28 protein-coding genes, 1 pseudogene and 1 other annotated feature are annotated in these 25,536 nt (G+C 37.8%); of the genes and pseudogenes, 10 read left to right on the plus strand and 19 right to left on the minus strand.

All coding sequences use genetic code 11. From position 1 onward, the window contains the following. Positions 1–18: 18 nt before the first annotated feature. From ACFO5Y_RS06035 to ACFO5Y_RS06045, 3 genes and pseudogenes are all read right to left on the minus strand, one after another. Positions 19–1,431 (minus strand): hypothetical protein, encoded by a 1,413-nt coding sequence (locus ACFO5Y_RS06035; protein ID WP_197103922.1) that lies wholly within the window; start codon positions 1,429–1,431, stop codon positions 19–21. Between the two features lie 145 nt (positions 1,432–1,576). Next, a pseudogene (locus ACFO5Y_RS06040) lies at positions 1,577–2,458 on the minus strand (ABC transporter ATP-binding protein); the annotation flags it as partial. 251 nt (positions 2,459–2,709) lie between these two features. Then, positions 2,710–3,843: a glycerate kinase gene (locus ACFO5Y_RS06045; RefSeq protein WP_197103924.1), complete on the minus strand. Its 1,134-nt coding sequence runs from the start codon at positions 3,841–3,843 to the stop codon at positions 2,710–2,712. A 202-nt stretch (positions 3,844–4,045) separates the two neighbouring features. Here ACFO5Y_RS06045 and ACFO5Y_RS06050 point away from each other — a divergent pair, with 202 nt between their 5' ends. Both ACFO5Y_RS06050 and ACFO5Y_RS06055 read left to right on the plus strand, forming a co-directional pair. Then, the gene (locus tag ACFO5Y_RS06050) at positions 4,046–4,231 is read left to right on the plus strand and encodes a hypothetical protein (RefSeq protein WP_197103925.1); all 186 of its coding nucleotides are present in this window, start codon (positions 4,046–4,048) and stop codon (positions 4,229–4,231) included. A gap of 307 nt (positions 4,232–4,538) precedes the next feature. Further along, a complete protein-coding gene (locus ACFO5Y_RS06055; protein ID WP_197103926.1) occupies positions 4,539–4,691 on the plus strand; it encodes a hypothetical protein in 153 nt (50 codons plus the stop codon). An 89-nt stretch (positions 4,692–4,780) separates the two neighbouring features. Here the strand turns inward: ACFO5Y_RS06055 and ACFO5Y_RS06060 are convergent, their stop codons facing one another. From ACFO5Y_RS06060 to ACFO5Y_RS06100, 9 genes are all read right to left on the minus strand, one after another. Then, on the minus strand, positions 4,781–5,530 hold the full coding sequence (locus tag ACFO5Y_RS06060; RefSeq protein WP_197103927.1) for an SDR family NAD(P)-dependent oxidoreductase: 750 nt from the start codon (positions 5,528–5,530) through the stop codon (positions 4,781–4,783). Between the two features lie 33 nt (positions 5,531–5,563). Continuing rightward, complete coding sequence (locus tag ACFO5Y_RS06065; RefSeq protein WP_197103928.1) at positions 5,564–6,394, minus strand: MetQ/NlpA family ABC transporter substrate-binding protein; 831 nt, start codon at positions 6,392–6,394, stop codon at positions 5,564–5,566. A 3-nt stretch (positions 6,395–6,397) separates the two neighbouring features. Beyond that, positions 6,398–6,883 (minus strand): S-ribosylhomocysteine lyase, encoded by a 486-nt coding sequence (locus tag ACFO5Y_RS06070; protein WP_197103929.1) that lies wholly within the window; start codon positions 6,881–6,883, stop codon positions 6,398–6,400. Between the two features lie 672 nt (positions 6,884–7,555). Beyond that, positions 7,556–7,843, minus strand: a complete 288-nt coding sequence (locus tag ACFO5Y_RS06075; protein ID WP_197103930.1) for a hypothetical protein — start codon at positions 7,841–7,843, stop codon at positions 7,556–7,558. 234 nt (positions 7,844–8,077) lie between these two features. Continuing rightward, the gene (locus ACFO5Y_RS06080) at positions 8,078–9,430 is read right to left on the minus strand and encodes a CHAP domain-containing protein (RefSeq protein ID WP_197103931.1); all 1,353 of its coding nucleotides are present in this window, start codon (positions 9,428–9,430) and stop codon (positions 8,078–8,080) included. Beyond that, positions 9,405–9,635: a phage holin gene (locus tag ACFO5Y_RS06085; RefSeq protein ID WP_197103932.1), complete on the minus strand. Its 231-nt coding sequence runs from the start codon at positions 9,633–9,635 to the stop codon at positions 9,405–9,407. Before ACFO5Y_RS06085 ends, ACFO5Y_RS06080 begins: the two co-directional genes overlap by 26 nt. Beyond that, entirely contained in the window at positions 9,622–9,888 is a 267-nt protein-coding gene (locus ACFO5Y_RS06090) for a hypothetical protein (protein ID WP_138405217.1), read from the minus strand. Before ACFO5Y_RS06090 ends, ACFO5Y_RS06085 begins: the two co-directional genes overlap by 14 nt. Before the next feature lie 73 nt (positions 9,889–9,961). After that, positions 9,962–10,189: a DUF2922 domain-containing protein gene (locus ACFO5Y_RS06095; protein ID WP_138405218.1), complete on the minus strand. Its 228-nt coding sequence runs from the start codon at positions 10,187–10,189 to the stop codon at positions 9,962–9,964. Between the two features lie 48 nt (positions 10,190–10,237). Next, on the minus strand, positions 10,238–10,438 hold the full coding sequence (locus ACFO5Y_RS06100) for a DUF1659 domain-containing protein (RefSeq protein ID WP_138405219.1): 201 nt from the start codon (positions 10,436–10,438) through the stop codon (positions 10,238–10,240). Positions 10,439–10,663: 225 nt separating this feature from the next. On the opposite strand from ACFO5Y_RS06100, the gene ACFO5Y_RS06105 reads away from it, so the two are divergent. Beyond that, positions 10,664–12,307, plus strand: a complete 1,644-nt coding sequence (locus tag ACFO5Y_RS06105) for a peptide ABC transporter substrate-binding protein (RefSeq protein ID WP_197103933.1) — start codon at positions 10,664–10,666, stop codon at positions 12,305–12,307. Positions 12,308–12,368: 61 nt separating this feature from the next. Here ACFO5Y_RS06105 and pepT read toward each other — a convergent pair whose 3' ends face one another. After that, entirely contained in the window at positions 12,369–13,622 is a 1,254-nt protein-coding gene (pepT, locus tag ACFO5Y_RS06110) for a peptidase T (protein WP_197103934.1), read from the minus strand. 163 nt (positions 13,623–13,785) lie between these two features. After that, positions 13,786–14,017, plus strand: a binding site (T-box leader). Between the two features lie 490 nt (positions 14,018–14,507). On the opposite strand from pepT, the gene ACFO5Y_RS06115 reads away from it, so the two are divergent. From ACFO5Y_RS06115 to ACFO5Y_RS06135, 5 genes are all read left to right on the plus strand, one after another. Beyond that, complete coding sequence (locus ACFO5Y_RS06115) at positions 14,508–14,747, plus strand: hypothetical protein (protein ID WP_197103935.1); 240 nt, start codon at positions 14,508–14,510, stop codon at positions 14,745–14,747. 115 nt (positions 14,748–14,862) lie between these two features. Continuing rightward, the gene (locus ACFO5Y_RS06120; RefSeq protein ID WP_197103936.1) at positions 14,863–15,804 is read left to right on the plus strand and encodes an ABC transporter permease; all 942 of its coding nucleotides are present in this window, start codon (positions 14,863–14,865) and stop codon (positions 15,802–15,804) included. Further along, entirely contained in the window at positions 15,805–16,878 is a 1,074-nt protein-coding gene (gene opp3C, locus ACFO5Y_RS06125) for an oligopeptide ABC transporter permease (protein ID WP_197103937.1), read from the plus strand. It begins immediately after the preceding gene. A gap of 8 nt (positions 16,879–16,886) precedes the next feature. After that, a complete protein-coding gene (locus ACFO5Y_RS06130) occupies positions 16,887–17,936 on the plus strand; it encodes an ABC transporter ATP-binding protein (RefSeq protein WP_197103938.1) in 1,050 nt (349 codons plus the stop codon). Next, positions 17,933–18,838, plus strand: coding sequence for an ABC transporter ATP-binding protein (locus ACFO5Y_RS06135; protein ID WP_197103939.1), 906 nt, complete (start codon positions 17,933–17,935; stop codon positions 18,836–18,838). Before ACFO5Y_RS06130 ends, ACFO5Y_RS06135 begins: the two co-directional genes overlap by 4 nt. Before the next feature lie 521 nt (positions 18,839–19,359). Here ACFO5Y_RS06135 and ACFO5Y_RS06140 read toward each other — a convergent pair. Continuing rightward, complete coding sequence (locus ACFO5Y_RS06140) at positions 19,360–19,590, minus strand: helix-turn-helix transcriptional regulator (RefSeq protein ID WP_197103940.1); 231 nt, start codon at positions 19,588–19,590, stop codon at positions 19,360–19,362. 409 nt (positions 19,591–19,999) lie between these two features. On the opposite strand from ACFO5Y_RS06140, the gene ACFO5Y_RS06145 reads away from it, so the two are divergent. After that, positions 20,000–20,227, plus strand: a complete 228-nt coding sequence (locus tag ACFO5Y_RS06145) for a helix-turn-helix domain-containing protein (RefSeq protein WP_197103941.1) — start codon at positions 20,000–20,002, stop codon at positions 20,225–20,227. Positions 20,228–20,355: 128 nt separating this feature from the next. Here ACFO5Y_RS06145 and ACFO5Y_RS06150 read toward each other — a convergent pair whose 3' ends face one another. Genes ACFO5Y_RS06150 through ACFO5Y_RS06170 form a run of 5 tightly spaced genes read right to left on the minus strand, consistent with a single transcriptional unit; the run spans position 20,356 to position 24,604 of the window. Then, positions 20,356–21,765 carry a PTS mannitol transporter subunit IIBC gene (locus tag ACFO5Y_RS06150; RefSeq protein WP_197103942.1) on the minus strand — a complete coding sequence of 470 codons (1,410 nt, stop codon included), beginning with the start codon at positions 21,763–21,765 and terminating at the stop codon, positions 20,356–20,358. Position 21,766: 1 nt separating this feature from the next. Next, positions 21,767–22,189, minus strand: coding sequence for a PTS sugar transporter subunit IIA (locus tag ACFO5Y_RS06155; RefSeq protein WP_197103943.1), 423 nt, complete (start codon positions 22,187–22,189; stop codon positions 21,767–21,769). 20 nt (positions 22,190–22,209) lie between these two features. After that, positions 22,210–23,352, minus strand: coding sequence for a mannitol dehydrogenase family protein (locus tag ACFO5Y_RS06160; protein WP_197103944.1), 1,143 nt, complete (start codon positions 23,350–23,352; stop codon positions 22,210–22,212). An 11-nt stretch (positions 23,353–23,363) separates the two neighbouring features. Continuing rightward, a complete protein-coding gene (hxlB, locus tag ACFO5Y_RS06165) occupies positions 23,364–23,921 on the minus strand; it encodes a 6-phospho-3-hexuloisomerase (protein WP_197103945.1) in 558 nt (185 codons plus the stop codon). 2 nt (positions 23,922–23,923) lie between these two features. Continuing rightward, entirely contained in the window at positions 23,924–24,604 is a 681-nt protein-coding gene (locus tag ACFO5Y_RS06170) for a ribulose-phosphate 3-epimerase (RefSeq protein ID WP_197103946.1), read from the minus strand. Positions 24,605–24,778: 174 nt separating this feature from the next. On the opposite strand from ACFO5Y_RS06170, the gene ACFO5Y_RS06175 reads away from it, so the two are divergent. Next, positions 24,779–25,483: a DeoR/GlpR family DNA-binding transcription regulator gene (locus ACFO5Y_RS06175; protein WP_197103947.1), complete on the plus strand. Its 705-nt coding sequence runs from the start codon at positions 24,779–24,781 to the stop codon at positions 25,481–25,483. Positions 25,484–25,536: the final 53 nt, after the last annotated feature.

Here is a 25,536-nt window from a genome sequence, read left to right on the forward strand (position 1 = left end):
ATAATTGAACTCTACTAATTACCACTCTGCATTCTCAAGTTCCCACTCTGTCCAAGGATACGGTGCTACTAAAATCTCCTCGCCTGTTTCAGGATGTGTGACTGTTATCACAGTTGTTGTTAAATTATTTTGATGCCTAAAACCCTCCACATGAAAATACCCATTACTATCAGCTACGGCATTTTCCATAGTTGTAGCATAACCATTTAGATGTGTTACTTTCACTTCAGCATTCGGGTAAGTATAACCTTCGACATATCCTTGATCCACAAAATATCTTTCAAGCGTTAAGTAGCCTGACTCATGTTCGAGTGCTGTTGGACGATATTGGTAAATACCTAATTCCATCTCATACACATTCTGACCATTCTCATTCAATACTTTTATCGTTGGTGGAGTTCCGATAGCTGCCTTAGCATCTAATGTGAAATAACCAGATGAATCAGGTGTCGCAGCAAAAACCTCTGACATCTCATCTGTGAAAACATTTTTTGTTGTCACTTCAACAGAATAATCTGGGTTAATATAACCTGAAATAATTCCCTCTCCATGAAAGACCGGTTCGATCGCAATCGTTTCGCCATCTCCAACTGATGTAAGGACCCAGGCTACAGGTGGAACATCCTTGCGTCGCGGTGAAAGCATGCGCCAATCATGTGCTAAACTCCAATCAGACGACGCACTAGATTCTGTATTGCCTGTGAGTTCCTCATAAGTTTCACGAGTCGTGTATTCAGCATACTCACCTACAGGTTTTTCTAAATCCCATTTAATCATACTTAAAGTGCCATACTTATTGTAGAAGAAATAAAAAACATAATCTGTACGATGTGCAGATAGTTCTTGAACGACCACTGCTGTATTTACATTTATATCTCTTGCTATCTCATCTGATGGATAGACCGCGAATGTTTGAGTAGCATTATCTTCTAAACGCCCATTAAATTCCCTAATCGATTTAACATGTGTAGCGTAGGCATTATATTCATTCTCGTAAATGGTTGGCTGCCCACCATTTTTCTTAACAATAAACTTCTCTTTACCCTCATGATAAAAGCGCATTTCCTCAGGTAATTCCGAAAAATCAACCGCATATGGATATAAATCCGCTTCATCACTCTCGTCCGTTTGACTATTCAAGTAATTAGTTAAATACTCAACTAGCTCAAGTGATTGTCCGGTAGAATGATTCCCGTCAATTCCGTAACTCGATAATGATCTCGTTTCTCCAGTTTCTAGAATCCTCGCTTCTTCCTCACTCAAATATGCATCCACTTCTTCATAAGAAAAATCTTGCGTAATCCCCATCATAAAACTTTCAATGACCTCTTCACGCTGCCTCTCAAGTGATTGAGCATGTCCAACTTCTCCCATAGAAATGAAAAAAAATAAACTAAACCCCACCATCAGCTTCATCAATCTCTTCATCATCGCTACCGTCCTTTATGTGTATTGGCATAAATATTATATATAGTTTTATTATAGCATGTTAGGAAGCGCTTTAATAAATTAAATGCAAAAAAGAACACAGAAACTAATTTAACTTAGCTTACCGTGTTCTTATGAAACCACTCTTTTATTTAATTACATTACCAGTCTCTTTATCAAAAAAGTGTGCTTTGTTCATATTAAATGATACTTCTAAAGTACTACCTGCTTCGTGGTGATCACGCGAATCAACGACTGCTATATACTCTGTTCCAAAAACATCTAGATATAATATAGATTCTGCTCCAGTTAATTCAGAAACTAATACTTTAGGTTTAAGAATAGATTCAGATGCATCTAAGGCAACTTGTTCTGTTTGAATATCTTCAGGTCGTATACCAAATAAGATTTCTTTACCATCATAGCCTTGTTTATCTAATAAGTCTCTCATAGGTTTATTCACCTGTATCACTAAACCATTATGATCTATGACTTTCCCGTTTTGGTAAGTTAGTTCAACAATATTCATCGCTGGTGAACCCATAAAGCTAGCTACAAAAGCATTATTTGGTGAATTGTACACTTCAAACGGTGTTCCAATTTGTTGGATGACACCCGCATTCATAATGACAATTCGGTCCGCTAAAGTCATTGCTTCAGTTTGATCATGCGTCACGTAAATCATTGTTGCGTTTAATTCATTATGTAATTTCGCAATTTCTTTTCTCATATGAACACGAAGCTTAGCGTCTAAGTTTGATAGTGGTTCATCCATTAAAAATACTTTAGGATCTCTCACTACAGAACGACCTAAAGCAACACGTTGTCGCTGCCCACCTGAAAGAGCTGCAGGCTTTCTATCAAGTAAATCAGTGATTTGTAGTAGTTCCGCCGCATGCTCCACTCGTTCTTTAATTTCATTCTCTGGTGTCTTTTTAAGCTTCAATCCAAAAGCCATGTTATCAAATACAGACATATGTGGATATAGTGCATAGTTTTGAAATACCATCGCTATGTCTCGATCTTTAGGCTGACTTGTTTCTATACTTATTTTATCTACAGTTTGATACTTTTCATTTCCAACCGCACAAACAAATTTTGTGCCCCCTGCCTCAATTGCCCCATATAACATTTAACTGCCTCCTCGTAATTTGAAACGTTTCATATTTTCGTTATAAAATATTTTTTCTCGATGTCAAGAACTTTTTGTAAGGGCTTTTATAGAATTTAAAAAATAATGCCGTTGAGTCTTTATTAAACTAAACAGCATTATTTCAACCTCTACCCCATCACCCTCACAACATTCTCCACCGTTCGGCTAATATTCTCCGAAGCCTTATCAATCAACTCTTCCAATGAACTCGCTCCAGGAGCCGTTGGAAACACGGCATCAATCCCTTCGGGATATAGCTCCTCAATACCTTCACCGATCTTACCAACCACAGCAATGACTTTTGCATCTGGATTAATTCCTTTCATCGCTTTCGCAACTCCGTAAGGTGTCTTACCAAATTTTGTTTGAAAATCCATCGCACCTTCACCGGTAAAGCACACATCTACTCCCTTGGCCTTCTCTTTAAAGCCAGAATACTCAAGGACAATATCAATGCCTCGCTTCATCTCTGCTTGGGTAAAAGCCAAGAGCCCTGCTCCCAAGCCACCCGCTGCACCCGCACCAGGAATATCCATCACTTCTCGTCCGAGACATCGCTCAATGACTCGTGAATAATGTTTCAAATTCGCATCTAAAATATCAATAACTTCTGAAGACGCGCCCTTTTGTGGTCCAAACACACTCGAAGCCCCATTCGGCCCACATAACGGATTCGTCACATCTGAAGCAACGATAAAGGAAACATCTTTTAATTTAGAATGAACTCTTTCCGTCGAAATATAATCAAGTTGGTCCAAGGCGCCTCCACCAAAGCCAATGTCCGATCCGTTGAAGTCAATCAGTTCGTACCCTAACGCTTGTGCCATCCCAGCACCACCATCATTTGTAGCTGATCCACCTAATCCTAATATGATCTTAGTAATTCCCGCTTCAATTAATAATTTTATCAATTCGCCCGTTCCGTAAGTCGTTGTCACAAGGGGGTTTTGAGTTACTGAATTTACATGGTTCAAACCGCTCGCTTCCGCCATCTCTATGACGCCGGTTACACCATCACCCAGTATGCCGTAGTGAGCCTCAACCGCTTTACCTAAAGGTCCTGTCACTTCTGCCTTTAATAGTTTGCCCTTGGTCGCATCAACTAAAGATTGTACAGTCCCTTCACCACCATCTGCCATAGGTAATTGAACCAACTCAACTTCCGGCAAGACCCGCCGAATCCCAGCTTCCATCGCTTGGCACACTTCTAACGCTGTCAAACTTCCCTTATAGGAATCTGGTGCAAGTAATATTTTTTTCATCACAAATCCCCCTTTTTTAAATGTGTCTCACTCTATATAATTTTATCTTAAAGGGTCTGGGGTCATTTCACAACAGATTTACTTTTCAAAATGCTCCTCGCTAAATTAGAGTAAGCAAACACAAGATAATAAATTTGTATTCTCTCCATATTATTTCTAAACTAGAGGTAGAGTGAGCGCTCTAAATTAGAGGAGGAATAGTATGATTGGCCTATGTTCAGTTACATTTCTCGATAGAAAAGTTGAAGAAGCATTCGCCTTAGCAAAAGAAGCGCAATTAGACGCTATTGAATGGGGAAGAGATACTCATGAGCCCGAAACCAATATAAAATACGCGCAAGAAGTCGCCCAGATGATGAATGCCGCTGGTTTAAAAACGATATCCTAAGGAAGTTATTACTCATTTAGCTATTTCCAGGAAATTGAACCCTTTCTAGGCACAACCAAAGCCTTATATGCACCGCTCTTTCGTATCTGGGGAAGAGATAGAGGATCAAATGATGCCGATGAAAAATACCGCCAACAAGTCATCGAGGATGTTTCGATTTACGAAAGTTTGTGCAATTACTATTTTATGATATTGAAGATGGTCCTCGTATCGGAGTTACAACCGTTGGAGTTCTAGAATCTTCTGATGGTCTATTCTTTAAGGATAGAATAACAATCAAGTATTAGACCCTTATGAAGACTGGCGATTGAATACAGCTGAACGTATTAAAGATATCTTATCAAAACTAACGATGGATCAAGATGAAGACTTTCTATCTGAAGTCTCAGGAGAAAGTTACGCTTACCAAAATGGTGATGGTAATTACTACGAAGCAGGATTTAAATTAACTTATGAATAGTATGAAATATAGATCATTGAATAGAAAAACAGCCCTGGCTTCGACTGAAGACAGGACTATTTTTTAGGTATTTATAAATTACTCTTTCATCAATGCATCGTCATGCCACCAGTCACATTAATCGCTTGCCCAGTCAAATAAGACGCTTCATCTGACGCCAGAAACGCAACGACTCCCGCTACCTCTTCTGGTTGCGCTGTACGACTCAATGGCACTTGCGAACAATCTTCTTTGTAGATTTCTTCTGCGGTCATACCTCGAATCTTCCCGCCATCCACGCGCTCACGGTGTTTCATGCTTGTCTCTACAATCCCCGGGCAGACTGCATTCACCAAGATATTTTTCGGAGCAAATTCAATAGCAGCAGATTTTGTTAAACCGATTACCGCATGTTTAGAAGCAACATAACCACTTAAACCACGGTACCCGTTCTTTCCAGCTTGTGACGAAATATTAATAATCCGCCCGCTTTGATTACCCGCAACTAAATGATTCGCAAAGACTTTTGAAACTTCGTATATGGCAAACACATTCAACTCAAACATATCGCGCCAATCTTGTAATTGACTGTCGATTAAGTAATCCATTCTGGAGATTCCTGCACTATTGACGATAATTTTTGGGACACCGTATTTCTCAACCAGTTCATCGCTCCAAGTTTTTAGCTGATCTAGATCAGTTAAATCAAAGACTTCTTTAATCTCATTCGCATTGTCTGCTTCCCCGGTATGAACTCGGTCCACATTAATTACTTTGTGTCCTTTTTCTAAGAAGCGCTTCACACACGCCTGCCCTATCCCAGAATTCCCACCTGTAACTAGCACTAATCCTTTCGCCATGAATCACCTATCCTTTCCTACATTCAACACGGCTTAACCTTCTGCAGATGCTCCCTCAAACACTGGGATAATTGAATTTCCAAAGTGCTCTGAGATAAAGTCCGCCACATTGGGTTGTTGGTATGCTTCGACAATTTGTTGATAAACTTCATTATCTTTATCCTCAGCTCTTGCCACAATAATGTTAATATACGGTTGCAGTGCTTCCTCTTCTGGATCAATTTCTATAGCGAAGATCGCATCTTGAACAGGATCAATCCCGAAATCAATGGCTAAATCACTGTTAGTAATCCCAGCAGCAGCATCAGGTAAAGCTTGTGGAATGATGGCTGGATCCGTTTCAACAATATCTAAATTTAATGGGTTTTCAATAATATCAATGACTTCGGGTAAGTGCCCTTTGTCTGGATCCAATTTAATCACACCCGCACTCTCAAGCACTTTTAAAGCTCGCCCGCGGTTGGTTACGTTGTTCGGAATTAAAATTGTATCCCCATCTTGTAATTCTGACAAATCAGAAATATTTTCTGAAAAAACGTTCATTGGACTTAAATAAGTATCCGCGATTACTTCAAACTCATACCCTTTATCAGCGGTTTCTTGTTCTAAGAATGCATTATGTTGAAAAGCCGTTAAGTCTAAATCCCCATCTGATAAGGCTCTATTAGCATAAACCCCATCCGTAAAGCTCACTAATTCGATTTGGATTTCCTCACCTAGATTTTCTTGTACAATTTCCCAAATGGGGTCATTTGAATCCCCAACCACGGCTACTTTCACAACTGTCTGTGCTTGTGTTAAAGACGGTAATAAGACAGCAAATGCGACAAGTAAGAACAGTACTTTTTTAATTATTTTCTTCATAATTTATCCCTCTTTCGATTCATAGGCGAATGACAAGTCCGTAATTTCAGTTAACACTTGATAATAATTTTGACTATAATAGCGAGCCATCGGCAAGTTTTGGTCTAAGAAATTACCGCAATCGCGTGCTGTGGCTCCAGGAATCTCATCCTCAAATTCCGAGATAAATTTAAAGGTCGCTTGAAGTAAAGAAAGCACCTCTTGCGGTTCAACGGCATCCGTTAAGATTAAGTAAAAGCCCGTCCGGCACCCCATCGGTCCGAAATAAATGACTTCATCTTTAAACGTTGGGTCATTACGTAAATAAGTCGCTCCCAAATGCTCAATCGTATGAATTTCTGCCGTATTCATTACCGGTTCAAAGTTTGGTGCCGTAAAGCGTAAGTCATAGGACTTTAATCCACGATCTCCCACCTGATCTTCTCTTGATAAATATAGTCCTGGTTTCAAATTTAAGTGATCCACTGTAAAGCTTGCGATTTTTTCCATTTGTACATTCTCCTATCTTTTTCGTTAAAATAATTCTCTAAGATGGTACTCATATAAAATTCTGGCCAGAACATTATATTAAGTAAATTTTTAAAATTGCTAAAAAAAAATACCCATCCCTTTATCTATCAATACTTTGATAAATAAAGGGACGGATACTTCCGTGTTACCACCCTTGTTTATGCCTGTCTCACAACAAACACCTCAACAATTCCGCTTTTCTGCTGAAATCTGGCAAGATATCGGTTGCTTCCCGTTCGAATAGCGTGAACCATTCAAAAACTCAGAGCTCATCTTCACTGCCTCTATCATGGACCCTTTCTCACCAACCGGGCTCTCTTGACCTGATTTCATCAGCTACTCTTCTCTTCAATGTAAAATATATATTAAAAATATGATAATCACATGAGTGATTGATTAGATTTTATCACCCGTTCCAATATAAGTCAAGCGGCGATCTCTACAACATATATAAAAACACTCTCCACAAAAATTGGGAAGTGCTCTATCATAATATTCAAGCAAGTAAATCAACCTCACTACATTAAAGTCTTGATAGATCTTTCTTACTTTTGAATCCGCTAAGAGCGCGTGATGAACTTGGTGAAGGCTAACGCCAAGCCACCTGTTCCCTTCCAAAAGACTCATGCCTTGATCTGTTAGAAAAACATCCTAGCCTACATAACTTATTCCCTTTTTTTGAACCCCGTTATCAGGATGGGCCCCATGCCAAGTCACTGTACCATCGGTTGGAATCATAGCACCCCCACCTAGCGGACCCGTTATCGGGTCAACTGCTACACTTAAGCCATGAAGACGGAAATTATCTGCGGGTGCAGATATATTTGTCCCCACCCTAAAGACAGAGGCTGCTATGAATACTTTCTGGCTTGTCTGATCAATCATTACAAAAGCCATCGGCATCAATGCCTTTCTTAACAACTTATGTGATATACCCATCTACTCCGCCCCCTCTTTAATCATCAAATTTCGTAAAACTTGTGACTCGCTAAATTCATTATACGCTTTATTGAACCACTTATAACTTTGTTGTTCCAACATTTTCATAATTCATATAACTAAGACGCTCACAGGCAAATTGATACTTGTCCTATCAATTAAATTTCATTGAAATGAGCAGTCAACTCAAATAAAAAAACTTCCCGCAATCGCGAGAAGTTCTTCCTATTTCAATTAAGCACTCAACACATCTGACTCTAATAGCCAACCTAACACGGTCCCATTATCCGCTAATAGAAAAGCTTTTTGCATTACTTCTTTCGTTTCAAATACATCAAAAGCCTTGCCTTTGACCCAAGTCGCCATCCGCTCACCGGTCTGCCAAGTGGTCGCATCGGTCGATACAATCACTTTCTCATTTCCTTCACTTCCAGCAAACCAGTCTGCATCTAACTTCTTCAACACACCCGGATTGGCTTTATCAATCCCTACTCTTCGCGCTTCCATGCGTTCTAAGTATTTGGAGTAGCCTAAAGCAGCGTAGTCATACTTGGATCCACCAACCTGAAACAGCCCTTTGACAGCCTCTTTGAAGTTCGTTTGACCACTCACTTTATATATCCCACCGGGTCGCAGTAAATATATCCAGTCTTCAAAGAAATCCTCCTCCGATGCATAGCGAAGATAGTAACCACCTTCGCTCTTAGGACGTGGACTGCCTTTTGCTTTCTTAATATCAGGGTTACCGACATAGCTGGCTGACCAAGTCATCCCGCCCCAATTATGATCTAATTTTGCGACATTGGACTGACCCCAAACCCCTTCAAAATGCAACATAACAATAAGTAGACTTGGTAAAATTTGATACTGCTTTGATAAGGCGAGTAACTTATCCAAATGTGCCTTCGATAACTGACCACCTTGATATATTAGAGCAGCTTCTGACACAACTACAGTCGGCATCTGAATTTTATCTACAAAGACTTGATTGACCTTACTTTGCACAAGTTTAAAGTCATAACCCGCAGCAGCGAGTTGAGCCATTCTTGCTTGGCCGACACCCCATTTTCCTGCGATAACTTCTTGAACCAACTCATCAATGGTCTTCTTCACTTCACCGACCACTTGATACTTCGGTCTAGCGTAGCCCATAATGCGCTTATCATTCCATTGAAAAGTATTCCGCTTCACTTTGGCTTGGCTATTACCCTCGATAGTCGTGACCTGGTTGTTCTCAACCGACTCAACAAACCCAATGTGATCAGCCCAACCATTCCCATCCCAATCAAAAGTAATAATGTCACCCACTTTAGGAAACTGTCTTCCTAACCAAATCCCTTTCGCTTTGAAGATGTTGATATGACGTTGGACACCACACTCTCGCCCAATCAAATCACTCATCCCAGCCTGATCGGAAACAACCGTTACAAACACGTCACACCAATCATCAGTCAACTTGACCTGATACCCCATCGGGATGGGGCGTATTGAATTATAGGCTGCAATTAAATTATTGAAGGTGTTCGTCCCCTCACTCACACCAATATAACTTTGTGCGACTTTAAGCAACGTCTGTACTGTGGCCATTCCCGTCACCTCCATTGTAATATTTACTTGAAATTTGTAAGATCGTCCCGAGAAAAACGGCGAATAAGTTAATGGTCGAAACGAGTATTTCCACATCCGCATAGCTATACAACTCTCCCAAACCTTGGAAAAGTACCGCCACAGCTGGTAAAACCACTAAGACAAACCACTTCAGTAAATCATACGTTCGATTAGTTAAACGCATAAGAGGTCAGCTCCTTTACTTGATTCGACAACGATATCTGTTCCATCTCTAAGGTATGAAGCTTCATATCATGGTTATTGACCCGTTGGGTTAAATCACTTAAACCATGTTTATTCGCTTCCAGCTCTGTTTGCATCGTATCTAGGCGGTTAATTAGATTTTGAATCGAAGTAATTAAACGAATCATCTTGGAGATGAGCGTTATTACCGTAATCATTGCCCCAGCCAAACTACCTAATTCAATCACAGACATGCCTTTTCCTCCTTTTTCGCAAAAAAATAAGCCCCGCTAATAACTATAGCGAGGCGTTGGGGGTGCGCTGCGATTAAGCAGCGTAAATGTCTTCAACCGTACGACGAACGTAGCGAGCTCCTACTGCTTGCGCGTAAGCATCACCATTCTCATTAACAAAGATTTCAGCGCCAGCAATTGCGTCCAATGCTGCTTGAGCCTCTTGTGCTGTTAGGCCCAACTTAGGGTTACGAAGTGTGACCTTTTTGTTTGATCCTGCTTCGTCTTTGAATAACAATTCTAAATTATTTGTTTCTTCCATTGTGTATACCACCCTTCTTTTCACTTAAGCATCTTCATCTGACACTATTTACGCAAACGCGAATGTGTGAACCGCTTCTACCGTTGCGATTGGCTCCTCAATCACACTTTGCAGTGCATTGCGAACAGCCTCAACATCCTCTACTGGCGCATCCTGAGTTAAATCATTCAACGTCACCGTTGTCTTCTTCTCCGTCACCGGATTAATCGCAGTAAGCTTTAAGCTTGCTGATAGGAATTCTTTGTTCATCGTACCCCTCCTCGTTTTTGTTTGTAAGTAAAACAACTTACACCCCTATAAACGTATTTTTTAGAAAAAGTGTCACCCCTATTTTGGGAAAATGTTAAAAATCCCTCAAACTTATTTATTTATCATTATTCTAATTATTTATTAATTGTAAGCTTTATCATTGACTTATTTTTAGAAAGTGCTAAATTGAAAGAAATATTATTTAGAAAAGGATGAGTGTTGAGAATGAAATTAAAAAGGAAAGTTGTATCTCTTTTTGTTAGTGCTTTGGCCTTAGGTAGCGTGTTTTCTAGTGTTCCTGTTTCTGCTCAAGATGCACCAGAGGTGGATCCTTCTGTTGAACAAACATTAAGTATCGCAACTAATGGAGAATTATCGACTTTAGATAGTGCATTATACAATGATGTCCCTACATCAGATATGATCGGTCAAATCAATGAAGGGTTGTACCGCGTAACAACGGGGAGTGAAGTTGAATTAGGTCAAGCTGAGGATGTTGATGTTAGTGATGATGGTCTCGTTTATACATTCACACTAAGAGATGGATTAACTTGGAGTAATGGAGATCCTCTCACGGCGCATGACTTTGTGTATAGTTACCAACGTTTGGTTGATCCTAATTCAGGTTCAGTTGCTTCAACGACGGTTGAAATCTTTAAAAATGCTGCAAGTATCCGAAACGGTGACATGGAACTGGATGAATTGGGCGTCGTAGCCTTAGATGATTTAACACTAGAAATTACACTTGAATATCCAGCGCCTTACTTACCAAAGCTGCTAACAGGAAGTCGATTCTTACCAGTTAGCAAAGCTTTCGTAGAAGAAGTGGGTAGTAGCTATGCTACTTCGTCAGAAAACCTTGTAAGTAATGGACCCTTCACATTAGAAAACTGGAACGGTTCAAACCTCGAATGGAATCTAGTGAAAAATCCTAACTACTGGGATGCTGATAATGTTTACTTAGAAGATGTTCTTGTTCAAGTAGTGAAAGAAACAGGTACGGGAGCTGATTTATTTGATGCGCAACAACTCGACTATGCTGTCTTAACAGATGACTTTGTACAACAATATGCTGGAAGTGAATTTTTCTACTCCGTACCTAAATCTACTGTTGGATATCTAAGTTATAATACAACTAGAGAAGCTACTGGTAACGCGAATATCCGTCGTGCTTTGTCACAAGCATTCGATAAAGAATTATATGCAGAATCGGTTATTCAAGATGGTTCAACACCATTAAATGGTTTAGTACCTGTCGGATTTGATGTGAGTGAAGACGGGGTTGATTTCCGTGATGAGCAAGGAGATATCTTAGTTTATGATGTCGAACAAGCTCAAGCAGATTGGCAAGCGGGACTTGATGAGTTAGGTGTGGATTCATTAGAACTTGAATTATTAACATCAGATGTTGACCTATCAGGTCGTACGGCTGAATATTTACAAGCTCAATTACAAGAAAACTTACCTGGTTTAACATTAACAATTCGTAGTGTCCCATTACAAAACCGTATTGAATTCCAAAGAAATCTAGAATTTGATATCTTCTATGGAACGTGGGCACCTGATTACCAAGATGCAATTAACTTTATTGAACAATATCGCACGGATGGCGGAATCAACTTTGCTGAATATTCAAATGAAGAGTACGATGCTCTCGTAGAAGCAGCACAGGTTGAATACGCAACTGATCCTCAACAACGTCGTGAAGCATTGCTAGAAGCTGAACGCATTGGTGTTGCAGAAGATGCAGTCACTGCACCGATTTACCAAGCTTCATCGTCATACTTACTAGATCCACGTGTTCAAAACTTTGAAGTCTATCCATTTGGTCGTACAATTAACTTACGTACAACTTATGTCACTGAATAACATGCCACAATAAAAGGTCGAACAAGGAGCTTAGCGCTCTTTGTTCGACCTTTTTTCTTGTTTAGATGTGATAAACCACTGGTTGATCTTGGACGAGTTCAATTATAGATAGTATGACATCACTCGCTAATTTCATTCTTTCCACGGTAACAAATTCGTATTGCCCATGAGAATTCTCAGACCCTTTAAATAAATTAGGTGTCGCAATGCCTTTAAAAGCGAGATGACTCCCGTCTGTTCCACCACGCATAGGGTTAATTCTCGGTGTCACACCAACTGCTGCGAAAGCTTGCTTCGCTAAATCAAATGATCTTGAATCATTTTTTATTATATTTCCCATATTTGCATATTGATTTGTAATCACACATGATATTCTTGGATAAGCATAAGTAGCGTTTTGTTCATCGACCCATTTCTTGATTTGTGCTTTTCGCTCTTCGAACTTATCAAAGTCATGATCGCGAATATTATAAATCGCAGTCACTGAGTTTAAGTCCCCAGTTTGACCTCCTAACATATAGTATCCTTCATAACCACTAGTAGTTTCAGGAGTTTCATTCGCTGGGATTTTTTGGTAAAACTTCGCTGCTTCCGCTAATGGATTTACCATGACATCTTTAGCTGCTCCTGGGTGAACACTCGTACCAGTAAAAGTTAAAACCGCTTGCGCCGCATTAAATGTTTCATAATCGAGTTGCCCAGTTCGTCCTCCATCAATGGTATAAGCAAATTCAACGGGCCATTTTTCTGCAATGAAGCGACTTGCACCAATCCCAATCTCCTCATCCGGTCCAAATGCTACCCAAATATCTCCATGAGGAATCTCAGGATTCTCGATAAGATGTTTCATCACCTCAACAATTGATGCCATCCCTGCTTTACAATCCGCTCCTAATAAAGTTGTTCCATCCGTTGTCACTAATGTTTCCCCAACATAATCTTTTAAATTGGGAAATTCTTTGACGGTCATTACAATATCTAACTCTTTGTTTAAGACAACATCTTTCCCATCATAATTGTAATGAACTTGTGGGTTTACATTCTCAGATGGGAAGTCAGCTGTATCTATGTGAGCCATAAAACCAATCGCTGGAATATCTTCGTCTGGTTGGTTGCTAGATACCTTAGCTGTGACGAAACCATCACGTTCATCATAGAATACCTCCTCTAGCCCTAATAAATTTAATTCGTTCTCAAGCTTCAGAGCAAATTCGACTTGTTCTGGTGATGAAGGGATCATATGTTTATTGGCTGGGTTACTTCGTGTATTAAACCGAGCGTATCGGATAAATCGTTCAAGTATTGTTGAGTACATCATAGTCCTTCTTTCTTTTCGTAATATAATTAAGATGTATTATAAAAGAACAAATATATATATTTCAACTTTTATTAAAAATAACTGAATAAAATTAAAAAACAAAAGCAGAACTATTGACTAACGCTTTTATAATTAGTACTATATCATTAATATTCCATGAGGAAATGCGACGAAGAGAAGAGTAATTTACTTAATTAACTTTATTAGAGAGTCTGGCTGGTGAAAACAGATAGTTAAAAGTGAATGAAGATGAACTTGGAGCATTCGAATGATTCAAATTAAATCGACGGGTGCGCCCGATAACGCGCAAAGTATTCATTGATACTTATTGAGCGATTACTTGTGAAAGTAATTCGGAACCTGGGTGGTAACACGATAAATTCGTCCCTTCTGTTAGAACATTTCTGACAGAAGGGCCTTTTTTTCATCGAAAGAGGTGATGGCTTTGGATGAAAAGACACTTGAAATTATTCTTGAGTACCAGGCTGATTACTTTCCAAAGTTATTTTTTAGCGACTCGCTTCTTGCCTGTGAAGAGGTTGGATCGGTGTAAACTTGGAATGGGCTTTTGTCAAAAATGATAATTATTGGGACGCTGAAAATGTATACCTTGATGTAGCTCACATATCTGTGATAAAAGAAATCGGAACTGGGATTGATTGATTCGAAGCTAGTGAACAGGAATTGATATTCTTCATACCCTTCCAAAAGCAAAGTTTGGTTACTTAGGTTTCAATACAGCTCGTGAAAACACGGGCAACATTGCTTTAAGACGTGCGATTTCTCAAGTCTTCGATAAAGAACTTTATAATTAATCGGATTGGAATACTGCCAAAGAAGAACTAGAATTTGATACAATAGACTTAGAACTACTTGTCTCTGATGATGACCTGTCGAGAAGAACTTATTCGTTCAGCTAAATATGACATCGTAAATGACTTAGATAGCCGTTGGGAAACTTTAATTGAAGCTGAAACACTAAGTATTAAAGAAGAAGTAGCTGTAGCTCCGATTTACCAAAGACCCAATCCTTTCTGGCTTACTCCAGAAGTAAAAGGCTTGAGAGTGTTACCTTTGGGTCGAAGTTATGATTTACGTCAAGTATATATTTCTGCTCAGTAGTTCAACGGACTTACGTCGCTAGTTCTTAAGATGTTGCTAGTGTAGTCAATTGTCAAATTGTATCATGATCGTATACCGATTCATGACACAGTTATATAATAGAAAGAGGTTTAGAATGACACAATATTTTCGTTATATATTACGAAGAGTTGCATTAATGGCAGTTACATTATTTATTATTATTTCTGTAACTTTTTTATTAGTGCAATTTTTACCAGGGTCACCTTTTGCCAACGAAGAATTATTAACTGAGACTCAACTTGCCTTATTATATGAAAAGTATGGATTAAACGAACCCATTCATATTCAATACTTTAATTATATAAGGAATGTACTCAAAGGAGACTTCGGTGTTTCCTTCCAGTTCAATAATATCCCTGTGACACAAATTCTTGCAGATAGAGCCGGACCTTCGATTCAGTTAGGACTCCAAGCGATGGTGCTTGGAACAACTGTGGGAACCATTCTTGGTATTATCGCAGCAGTTAAACAAAACACTTGGATTGATACTTTAACTTCAACGGTCGCTATTGGTGGGCGATCCGTGCCAAACTTTGTCTTTGCTGTATTACTTCAATTCATCTTTGCTGTTGTCTTAGAATGGCTACCGATTGCTTTTTGGCGCGATGGCTTCTTATCGAGCATCCTGCCGACGATTGCTTTAGCAATCTCACCGACGGCTGAAGCTGCCCGGTTCATTCGTACGGAGATGATTGAAGTGCTTAATAGCGATTATATTGAACTCGCCAAAGCCAAAGGTTTTTCAAGAATATATATTATCAGTAAACACGCGTTAAGAAATGCAATTATTCCTTTATTAACAATCTTGGGACCGGTAACTGCTAGTTTAATGACTGGATCACTCGTTATTGAGAATATCTTCTCCATTCCTGGAATTGGAGAACAGTTCACAAAGTCGATTCTAGTGAACGATTATCCAACTATTATGGGTGTGACAATCATGTATTCAGTTATTCTTGTTGTCATTATCCTCATTGTAGATATTCTTTACGGATTGATCGATCCTAAGATGCGTGTTACAAAAGGAGGTAAGTAAATGTCACATACAGAGATTCCTAATACAAACTATAATCAAAACATTTTAGAACACACAAAAGATATAGACGACTCACTATTTACAACAAAAGTTCAATTAGAATCTGATCGAAATGAGGAAATTGTCGCTCCTACACTAAACTTCCTCCAAGATTCTTGGCGTCGTCTCAAAAAGAATAAAGGCGCGATGATATCATTCTTTGTTATTTCTTTGATTATCATTATCGCAGTGTTTGCACCCTTCTTTGCGCCACATGATCCAAATGCGCAAAACCCTGCATGGTCAAATCTACCACCAAAAATTCCTGGTTTAGAAGGGTTTAGTTGGTTCAATGGAACGTCTATAAACCGTGGGGGTGCATTAATTGATAGTTATGACCAATCTGGTGTACCTGAAGGAGTTTATTATTATCTTGGAACTGACAGTTTAGGTCGAGACCTATTGTCTCGCATCATCTTCGGGACGCGGATTTCCTTAATCGTTGCCTTCGCAGCAGCGCTAATAAACTTAATATTCGGAATTGCATACGGTATGATTTCTGGATGGATGGGCGGACGCGTAGATAACTTCATGCAACGAGTGCTTGAAATTCTATCCGGCGTTCCTAACTTAGTTATTGTCGTACTCATGCTTTTAGTTATGAATCCCGGTTTGGTTTCGATTATTATTACCATTGCTTTAACCAGTTGGATTACGATGTCTCGGGTTGTGCGAGCTCAAACAATTCGACTCAAGCAACAGGAATATGTTTTAGCTGCACAAGTGTTAGGTCAACCAACTATTAAAATTATGTTCAAACATATCTTACCAAATATGATGGGCTTGATTATCGTACAAGTCATGTTTGCCTTACCGTCAGCAATATTCTTTGAAGCCTTTTTAAGCTTCATTGGTATCGGAATTCCAGCGCCTAACGCATCCCTTGGAACTCTTATTAATGACGGTTACAAAACATTCCGATTCTTACCTCATCTCATGTGGTATCCAGCAGCAGTGATTTCGATTATTATGCTTTCATTTAACCTTTTAGCTGATGGTTTAAGAGATGCATTCGATCCGAAAATGAAAGAATAGGTGATATTTTGAAGGAAGAAGTATTAACAGTAAAAGACTTAGCCATTAGTTTCCAAACTTTTTCTGGGAAATTACAAGCAATCAGAGGCTTGTCTTTTAATCTTTATCAAGGAGAAACCTTAGCCATTGTTGGTGAATCGGGATCAGGTAAGACTGTAACGGCTCGCTCAATTATAGGACTATTAAGCAAAAATGCACTTGTTGAAAGTGGCGAAGTTATCTTCAAAAATGATGACTTATTAAAGTATACAAACAAGCAAATGGAAGCAATTCGTGGAAATCAAATTGCGATGATTTTCCAAGATCCTATGACCGCTTTGAATCCAACACTTTCAATCGGAAGACAAATTACGGAAGTGCTTGAGAAGAAAAGAAAGATGAGCCGTAAAGATGCGGTGGATGAAGCGATTAATCTCTTAGATTTATGTGGTTTAGTCAATCCTAAAGAACGAATGAAGCAATATCCACATGAGTTTTCTGGAGGTCAAAGACAAAGAATCGTTATTGCAATTGCCCTTGCGGGAGACCCTGAGATATTAATCGCAGATGAACCCACCACAGCACTCGATGTAACCATTCAAGCTCAAATTATTGAACTACTTAAAAAGATTCAAAAAGAGAAACAAATGACTATTATCTTTATTACACATGACTTAGGTGTCGTCGCCAATGTGGCTGACCGAGTTGCCGTAATGTATGCAGGTAAGATTGTTGAAATTGGATCGGTCGATGATATTTACTATCATCCGCAGCACCCTTATACTTGGGGCTTATTAAGCTCAATGCCAACCCCAGATTCAAAAGGAAGCTTGTATGCAATACCTGGAACACCTCCGGACTTATTAAATCCACCTGAAGGAGATGCTTTTGCCTTTCGGAATGAATACTCATTGGCCATTGATTTTGTTAAACAACCACCCTTATTCGAAGTAAGACAGGGTCATTACGCTGCAACTTGGCTTTTACATCCAAAGGCGCCAGCAATTACAGTGCCAGAGCCCATTCAAAAACGCCATGAACACTTTGAATTGAAACTAAAGAGAGGGGAGATTCAATGACAGACAAGCCAATAAAGAAACAACCTCTTGTTCAGATTAAACAGTTAAAACAATACTATAATGAAGGTACTCGTAATGAAGTCAAAGCGGTCGACGGTGTCAGCTTTGATATCTACCGCGGTGAAACATTTGGTTTAGTTGGTGAATCAGGCAGTGGTAAATCAACAATTGGGCGTGCTATCGTTAATTTATATCAACCAACTGATGGGGATATTATCTTTGATGGTAAGTCATGGACCGAAAGACAATCCACTCAAAGTAAATTAGCCTTCAATAAAGAAGTTCAGATGATCTTCCAAGACCCTTACGCGTCACTTAACCCGCGTATGAAGGTTAACGATATTATTGCGGAAGGCTTGGATGTACACAATCTAGTAGGAAACAAGAAGGAAAGGTCTGAACGTGTCTATGAATTACTTGAGGCCGTAGGTTTAAACAAAGACCATGCTACGCGATATCCTTATGAGTTTTCTGGCGGACAGCGTCAAAGAATTGGTATTGCTCGGGCCTTAGCCGTTGAACCAACCTTCATCGTCTGTGATGAACCGATTTCTGCTTTAGACGTTTCAATCCAAGCACAAATTATTAACTTGTTGGAAGAGTTACAAGTCAAACATAACTTAACTTACTTATTCATTGCCCATGATTTATCAATGGTAAAGTACTTTAGTGACCGAATCGGTATGATGTACCAAGGAAAAATTGTTGAAGTCGCGGACGCTGATACTTTGTATGATCATCCGAAGCATCCTTATACACAAAGTTTACTATCAGCCATCCCATTACCAGATCCAGATTATGAAAAAGAGCGTCATCGAATTATTTATAAACCAGATGAAGCGTTCTATAATCCTGAGAATCAATTAATTGAGACAGAGCCTAATCATTGGGTGTATCAGTGATTATAAGGATTAATATAATATAAAGTTAAAACCATCCCGCTAAATTCACGTAACATGAATTTAGCGGGATGGTTTTATATATCATAATTAAAGTTAGATGTTCTAATTGCTTTATTCCACTACCTCATCAATCACTGCAGTATATAAAGCGAAGTCTTCATCTGAAACATCGCCACCCATTTGAAGTAATATATCTCCTTTTGAATAAGTATGAGAATATAGCATAGCTGCTTCCTTCCCTAAATCATCATACACAGCCTTTATAGTTTGAAGATCATTTTCATCTCTCACTAAAAATAATCTTCCGTTCTTCCCAAAATGCTGAATCCACAATTCGTTTCGCTACCATAATTAAAATCCTCCAAAAAATATTATTTTTTATAAAATTCGAACTTAAATGCACACTAAATAAACCCAATTAAAAACAGAATTTTTTAATTGAAGAAAAAATATAGATAATTTAAAAATAAGTATTAATTACTAGGAATAAATTGTTCCCAAAAAAGAACGATATGGGGTGTTTATACCGCTATTTTCGGTGGCCAAGGAAAGAAGACTTCTATCATGTCCTCTATAGATATTTCCAGGGCTACTTGAAGACGGGCGATGACGACATAGGAGGGATAAGTATTACCAAGGATGATATTACTCAGGGTGTTTGGTGTGATGTGAATGCGTTTTGCTAGTTGACGATTAGACATGCCACTCAATATAATGAGCCTCTTCAATAACTTACCATTTACATTTTTCAATCGTATTTTCTCCGATCTGTGATTTGATTTAATTTATTTTGTTTTTCCATATTAAATCTATTTATATAGTATAATATTAATATTATTTATTCAATAAATATCCGCTTGATTACAAAACATTTACACAAACTTAACATAGCAAAAAGATTTGCTTTTGTGATATATCATCTAATTGAAACCTATATAATTACTGTTATTTTTAGCAATCAATATTTAACTTACTTTTCACAAGAATAAAATAATAATTTTTTCTCACTACTCTCGTTTCGGTTTTCAATTGTAAATTTTTTGTAAACGATTGCACTGTAATGCACTACTAACCTTTGGTGGAAATTGCTATATAACGTTTCTAATAAAATGCTACTTATAGAATGTCGACTTATAAATAGCATTGTTAGAACATTATTCTATGAAAAATAATGAACAAATACTAAAAGCCGTCGAAAACAACATCAGAGAATATAGACAAATAAGGGGATTCACCCAGGAAGAATTAGCGTTCAAGTCGGATCTTCATAGAACTTATATCGGTGCAGTTGAACGAGTTGAGAAAAATATAACTGTATTAAGTTTAAGTAAAATATCAGCTGCGCTTGAGGTTGAAACAAGTAAGCTTTTGGATGGAATTGATTCTTAATATGAGCGACTGTAAGTTTAGAACAGTCTAATATCTTATACTTATTCCTAAAACGAAAAAGTGGGAAATGCATCAATTAGATGCATCTCCCACTTTTCAAATTTTAAATCTCGCTTTATATTACCAACCTATTTCTCAGATAACTTCTGTGCAAGTTTATCCAACTTATCATCCTGTAAATAGCTCTTCAATGTTATTATTTCCTTATTAGGATGAGCTCGCTTAGTCCGGTCAAGTAAGTCTTCATGTACTATAACAATATCAGCATCATCGGGCACTTCCTCAATTCGATAATTTTTTACAGTAATATCTTGAACTCCCGCATCTGTTATTTTTTTCTTGAATACAGAGGCACCCATCGCGCTACTTCCCATACCTGCGTCACAAGCAAAAGCAATATTACTAATAGTACCATTATTGCCAGCCACCACTGCTTGGGTATTGTTTGCATCTAATTTACCTTCTTGCTTCATTGTTTTAGACGCTTCGACTGAGTCATCAAAATCTTTTTCTGATTTGTCGAATCTTAAGATTACTGCTGTAACAAGGAATGATACTACAGTTGCAACCAATACACCCATTAACACTCCAAAGTAGTTACCTCGAGGTGTTAATGCAAGATATGAGAATATAGAACCTGGACTTGGTCCACCGACTAATCCAGCATCAAAGAATTGGAAAGTCAGTATCCCTGACATTCCTCCTAAAATCATTGAGATGATAGTAAGGGGTTTCATTAATACATATGGGAAATACAATTCATGAATCCCACCAAAGAAGTGAATAATAATCGCTCCCGGCGCTGTTCTTTTCGCTGCACCTTTTCCAAACATAGTGAAGGCTAATAGCAATCCTAAACCTGGTCCAGGGTTAGATGCGACCATAAAGAAGATTGATTTCCCAGCTTCAACCGTCTGTTGGATTCCTAATGGATAATAAATACCTTGATCAATCACATTATTTAAGAATAACACTTTTGCTGGCTCATTTATAAGTGACAGTAAGGGAAGGAAACCTGTTGAAACTAACGCTTCTACTCCGACTGTTACAAGATTATTCAATGATTCAACTAGCGGACCAATAATGTAATATGAAATTATTAGTAAGATTGCTCCTATAATACCAATTGAAAAGTTATTGATAATCATTTCAAATCCAGCTGGTATTTTACCATCTAAAAATGAATCGACTTTCTTCATAATCCAACCGCCAAGTGGCCCTACAATCATTGCACCAAGGAACATTGGTATTTCAGACCCAATGATTACTCCCATAGTACCAAGGGCTCCTAACACGCCACCTCGCTTACCACCAATCATTTCTCCACCTGTATAGGCAAGAAGTAATGGTAATAGATATTGCGATGTTGGTCCAACTAATTGGCTTAGTGCTTCATTTGGAAACCAGCCATCTGGAATAAACAGCGCAGTAATAATCCCCCAGGCAATAAAAGCACCAATATTTGGCAGAACCATATTCGTTAGAAAACCACCAAAGGATTGTACCCTTGCTCTAGTAGATACTTTCTTATTACTCATATCATTCACCTTTTTCTAAAATATTTTTTAAATCATCTACGTTTTCGGTATTCAACAATACATCCAAATTTTTTTCATCCGATAAAATTAAGGCAAATTCTTGTAAAATTTCTAAGTGTCGTTCGTTATCCGTTGAAGCGAAAGTGATGAATAACTTAACCGGTTTATTGTTTGGAAACTCTACACCTTCTTTTAATTTTAAGATACTAAAACCTGTATCTAATGCTCCATACTCTGATCTAGCATGAGGCATTGCGATGTATGGTGAAATGATTATATAGTTTCCGTTTACTTTAACATTATTAATCATTGCATCTACATATTCTTCATTCACAATATTGTTTACCAATAGAGGTTCAGCAGACTGTCTAATTCCTTCTTCCCAACTAGACACACCTGATATTACATTATAATATCTATTCATCCTCTAATCACAATCCTTTCTTAATCTAACAATAAATTCGTATCTTCAACGACCACTTTATATTCACTGATAATCTCATCCAGTAACTCTTCTGGTAAAGCCAAAAGATGAGGAACAGCTTCGTCTATGCCATTCTCTTCTATTATCTTCTCAATATAATTAGCCTCATCATCATTCTCATCTCTAAATAGCAATGCAGAAACAACTAATTTAAGACTGTTAGCATATGGCAAGCCTAGTTCAAATAAACTTCTGATAGGAGATATTATACGCTCATCTTTACTCAGCTTTCTTCTAGGGTTTCTTCCCACTCTTTTCACTGAATCATTAAGCTTTTTATTCCCAAACCGCTCTAAAATACTATTAAAGTAATCACGCAATTCATTAATATCATCACCATACTCATTGACGAAAATTTGCATATTTTCGTTAATAATATTTGTAACTAATCCTACTATCCTTTGATCGTCCATCGCATCTTGAATTGTCCGATAGCTGAATACATTACCAATATAAGCAAATGCAGCATGAGTTGCATTAACAATGAATAGTTTTCGTTTGATATAATATTCCATATTTTCTACATATTTGACGTGCTGTAGTTGATTAAAATTAGCATCCTTCTCAATAACCCATTCAAAGAACGGTTCAACTACAGGTAGCAATTTTCCATTTTCGTCGATAGTACTTGCTTGTCTATCAATTGCGGAATTTAAAAATAATGTATTCTTTTCGATTTCTTGCCATTCATCTGGCTCACTTACATTTTTTATTGCTTCTTTTAAAATATTCGTAGCATACATTACATTTTCGTTTGCAATGACTACTAAAGGTTTTTGCGCATTCCGCTCTAAAATACCTGCCTTAATTATTGGAGCAATCTTTTCTAAGTTTGGAACGCCAATAGCCGTAGTAAGTAATTGACTATTATTTATAACTTCAGAGATAGCTGGATCATTTATATGCATTGCCATTACATTATCAATCCAATGTTCTGTATTAGCTTCATCTAGATAACGAATAGCATAACCCTTATCAGCGTTGATCTGATCAATCACTTTATCATAAGCGTCCACAAAAGTTGTTTCAATATTGTTTTTGTGAAGCACTTCTCCTATAAACCCTCTACCTATACTCCCTGCTCCGAAATGGATTGCTTTCATAAAGTCTCCTTTTATTCTAAGTTGGCGTGAAATTCCCATAAACTTGGCATATCAATGTTTTTATTATCTATCATCATCAGGCAGATTGTATCGCCTAGAAGTAATAATGATTGTTCGAACAAACTAGTCATTGGTTGCACTGATTTCGTTTCATTTTCTAATCCGAGTTTTGTTTGAACAGGGATTCTCACAAAGTAATCACTATAATTACTCATTGTACTATTCGGGTTTGAACCAATATGAGCAACCGTTGCATTGAAACTTTTTGCTTTCTTAGCAATTATCAATGGAAATGAACTTTCACCGCTTCCTGAACCAACAATCAATAAATCATTCTCAGTAATGGCTGGCTCTGTAATATCTCCAACAATATGAGCATCAACGCCAATATGTGCTAATCTTTTAGCAAATGATTTTAATGATAGAAGCACTCGCCCAACAGCGACAAAAAATACTTTATCGGCTTTTTCAATCGCTTCAATTAATGCATTAACTTCATCTGCAGATATATTCTCAAAGGTCTGCTTAATCTCCGAAACAATCTCGTTTTGTGCTTTATTAAATTCCATGTTTACCCCCTGTTAATCCCTTTTAATATTTTTTCTTTATTATTTTCTAATGTGTCATCTGATCTAAATAGGCTCGTACTTCCTAGCACTAAATTACTCGCTCCTGCCTCAACTAAATCTGGAATTGTCTCAAGCGATACTCGTCCATCAACTTGGATATCCACATCGACATTGCGTTCCTCTATGTAAGACTTAAGTTTATTGATTTTCTTCAAAGCGTATGGCACCTGTTTCTCACCTTTATTAGTGGCGAATCCAGGGTTAATTAACATTAAACAAACCATATCGATTTCTTCTAAGACAATATCAAGTGTTTCAATTGGCGTTGCAGGATTTAATGCAATACCTACTTTCGCATCGCTATTCTTGATTAAGTTAATAAATCGATCCACATGTAAAGACGTTTCTAAGTGGAAAGTCACACTCTGTACACCAATCTCAAGCATCTCTTTAATAAAGTATTCGTTATTCGAAGACATAATATGAATGTCAAAATTCATATCCGTAATTTCTCTTAATCTTTTAACAGTCTCAATCCCTAACGGCATGCTAGGACTAAAATCTCCATCAATAATATCAATATGTAATGTATCCATTCCTAATTCTTCAAGTTCTCTAACACCGGCTTCTAAATTTACCAAGTCAGCACACATGATTGAAGGTGACAATGTAATATTTTTCATCTTATTCCTCCTAAAGTTTGTAACTACATAGTAACCGCTTTCGCTCATCTTGTCAATACAAACACGCAAATACTTTGCTTGTTTATGCATATTTTATGCGCGTTATTGTATTTTAAATCGATTTCAAGTATATTTATACTTATATTATGCGCATAAATGAGGCAGGTGGATTAATTGTTAAAAAACGAAAGACAACAAGAAATCATAGATATTCTTGAGGTTAGTAAAAAAGTAATAACAAAAGAATTAGTCTCTCATTTTAATGTCTCTGAGGATACAATTCGTAGAGACTTAAAAGAGTTAGAAGATTTAAATAGATTAAAAAGAGTATATAGCGGAGCCGTTCGCGTTGGACCAGCTGTTACTGACTTTAACTATCGAACTACCGTGAACTTAGAAGAAAAGAATGAGATGGCATTATCTGCCCTTGAGTATTTGAAAGAAGATTCTATTATATTAATAGATGGAAGTACTTCAAACCTAGCGCTTGCTAGAATGATACCTAACGAATTCAAAGCGACAGTCATTACCAACTCTCCGCCAATTGCTATTGAATTATCCAACCATCCCAATATTAACGTTATTAATATTGGCGGCGAGTATTACAAACGTTCCATGATCAATATCGGAGTAAGTGCATTTCAACAGATTAATAAAGTCAGAGCTGACTTATATGTGATGGGTGTTTACAATATAGATCCAGATGTAGGCAGTAGCGTCCCTACTCTCGCTGAAGCAGAAATTAAACAAGCAATGGTAAGTGTATCGACAGAGGTCCTTTCCATGGTTACACCTGATAAGTTTGATACTGTTAGTAATTATATAGTAGGAGATTATGATGAAATTACTTATTTGATAACTACTACTGGAGAAAAATAATACAATAATTAAAACTACTCCTTACCAAGTTTTAAGAGTGCATTTTTACTCTG

The organism is Ruoffia tabacinasalis (assembly GCF_042652985.1).
GTDB classification, from domain to species: domain Bacteria; phylum Bacillota; class Bacilli; order Lactobacillales; family Aerococcaceae; genus Ruoffia; species Ruoffia tabacinasalis.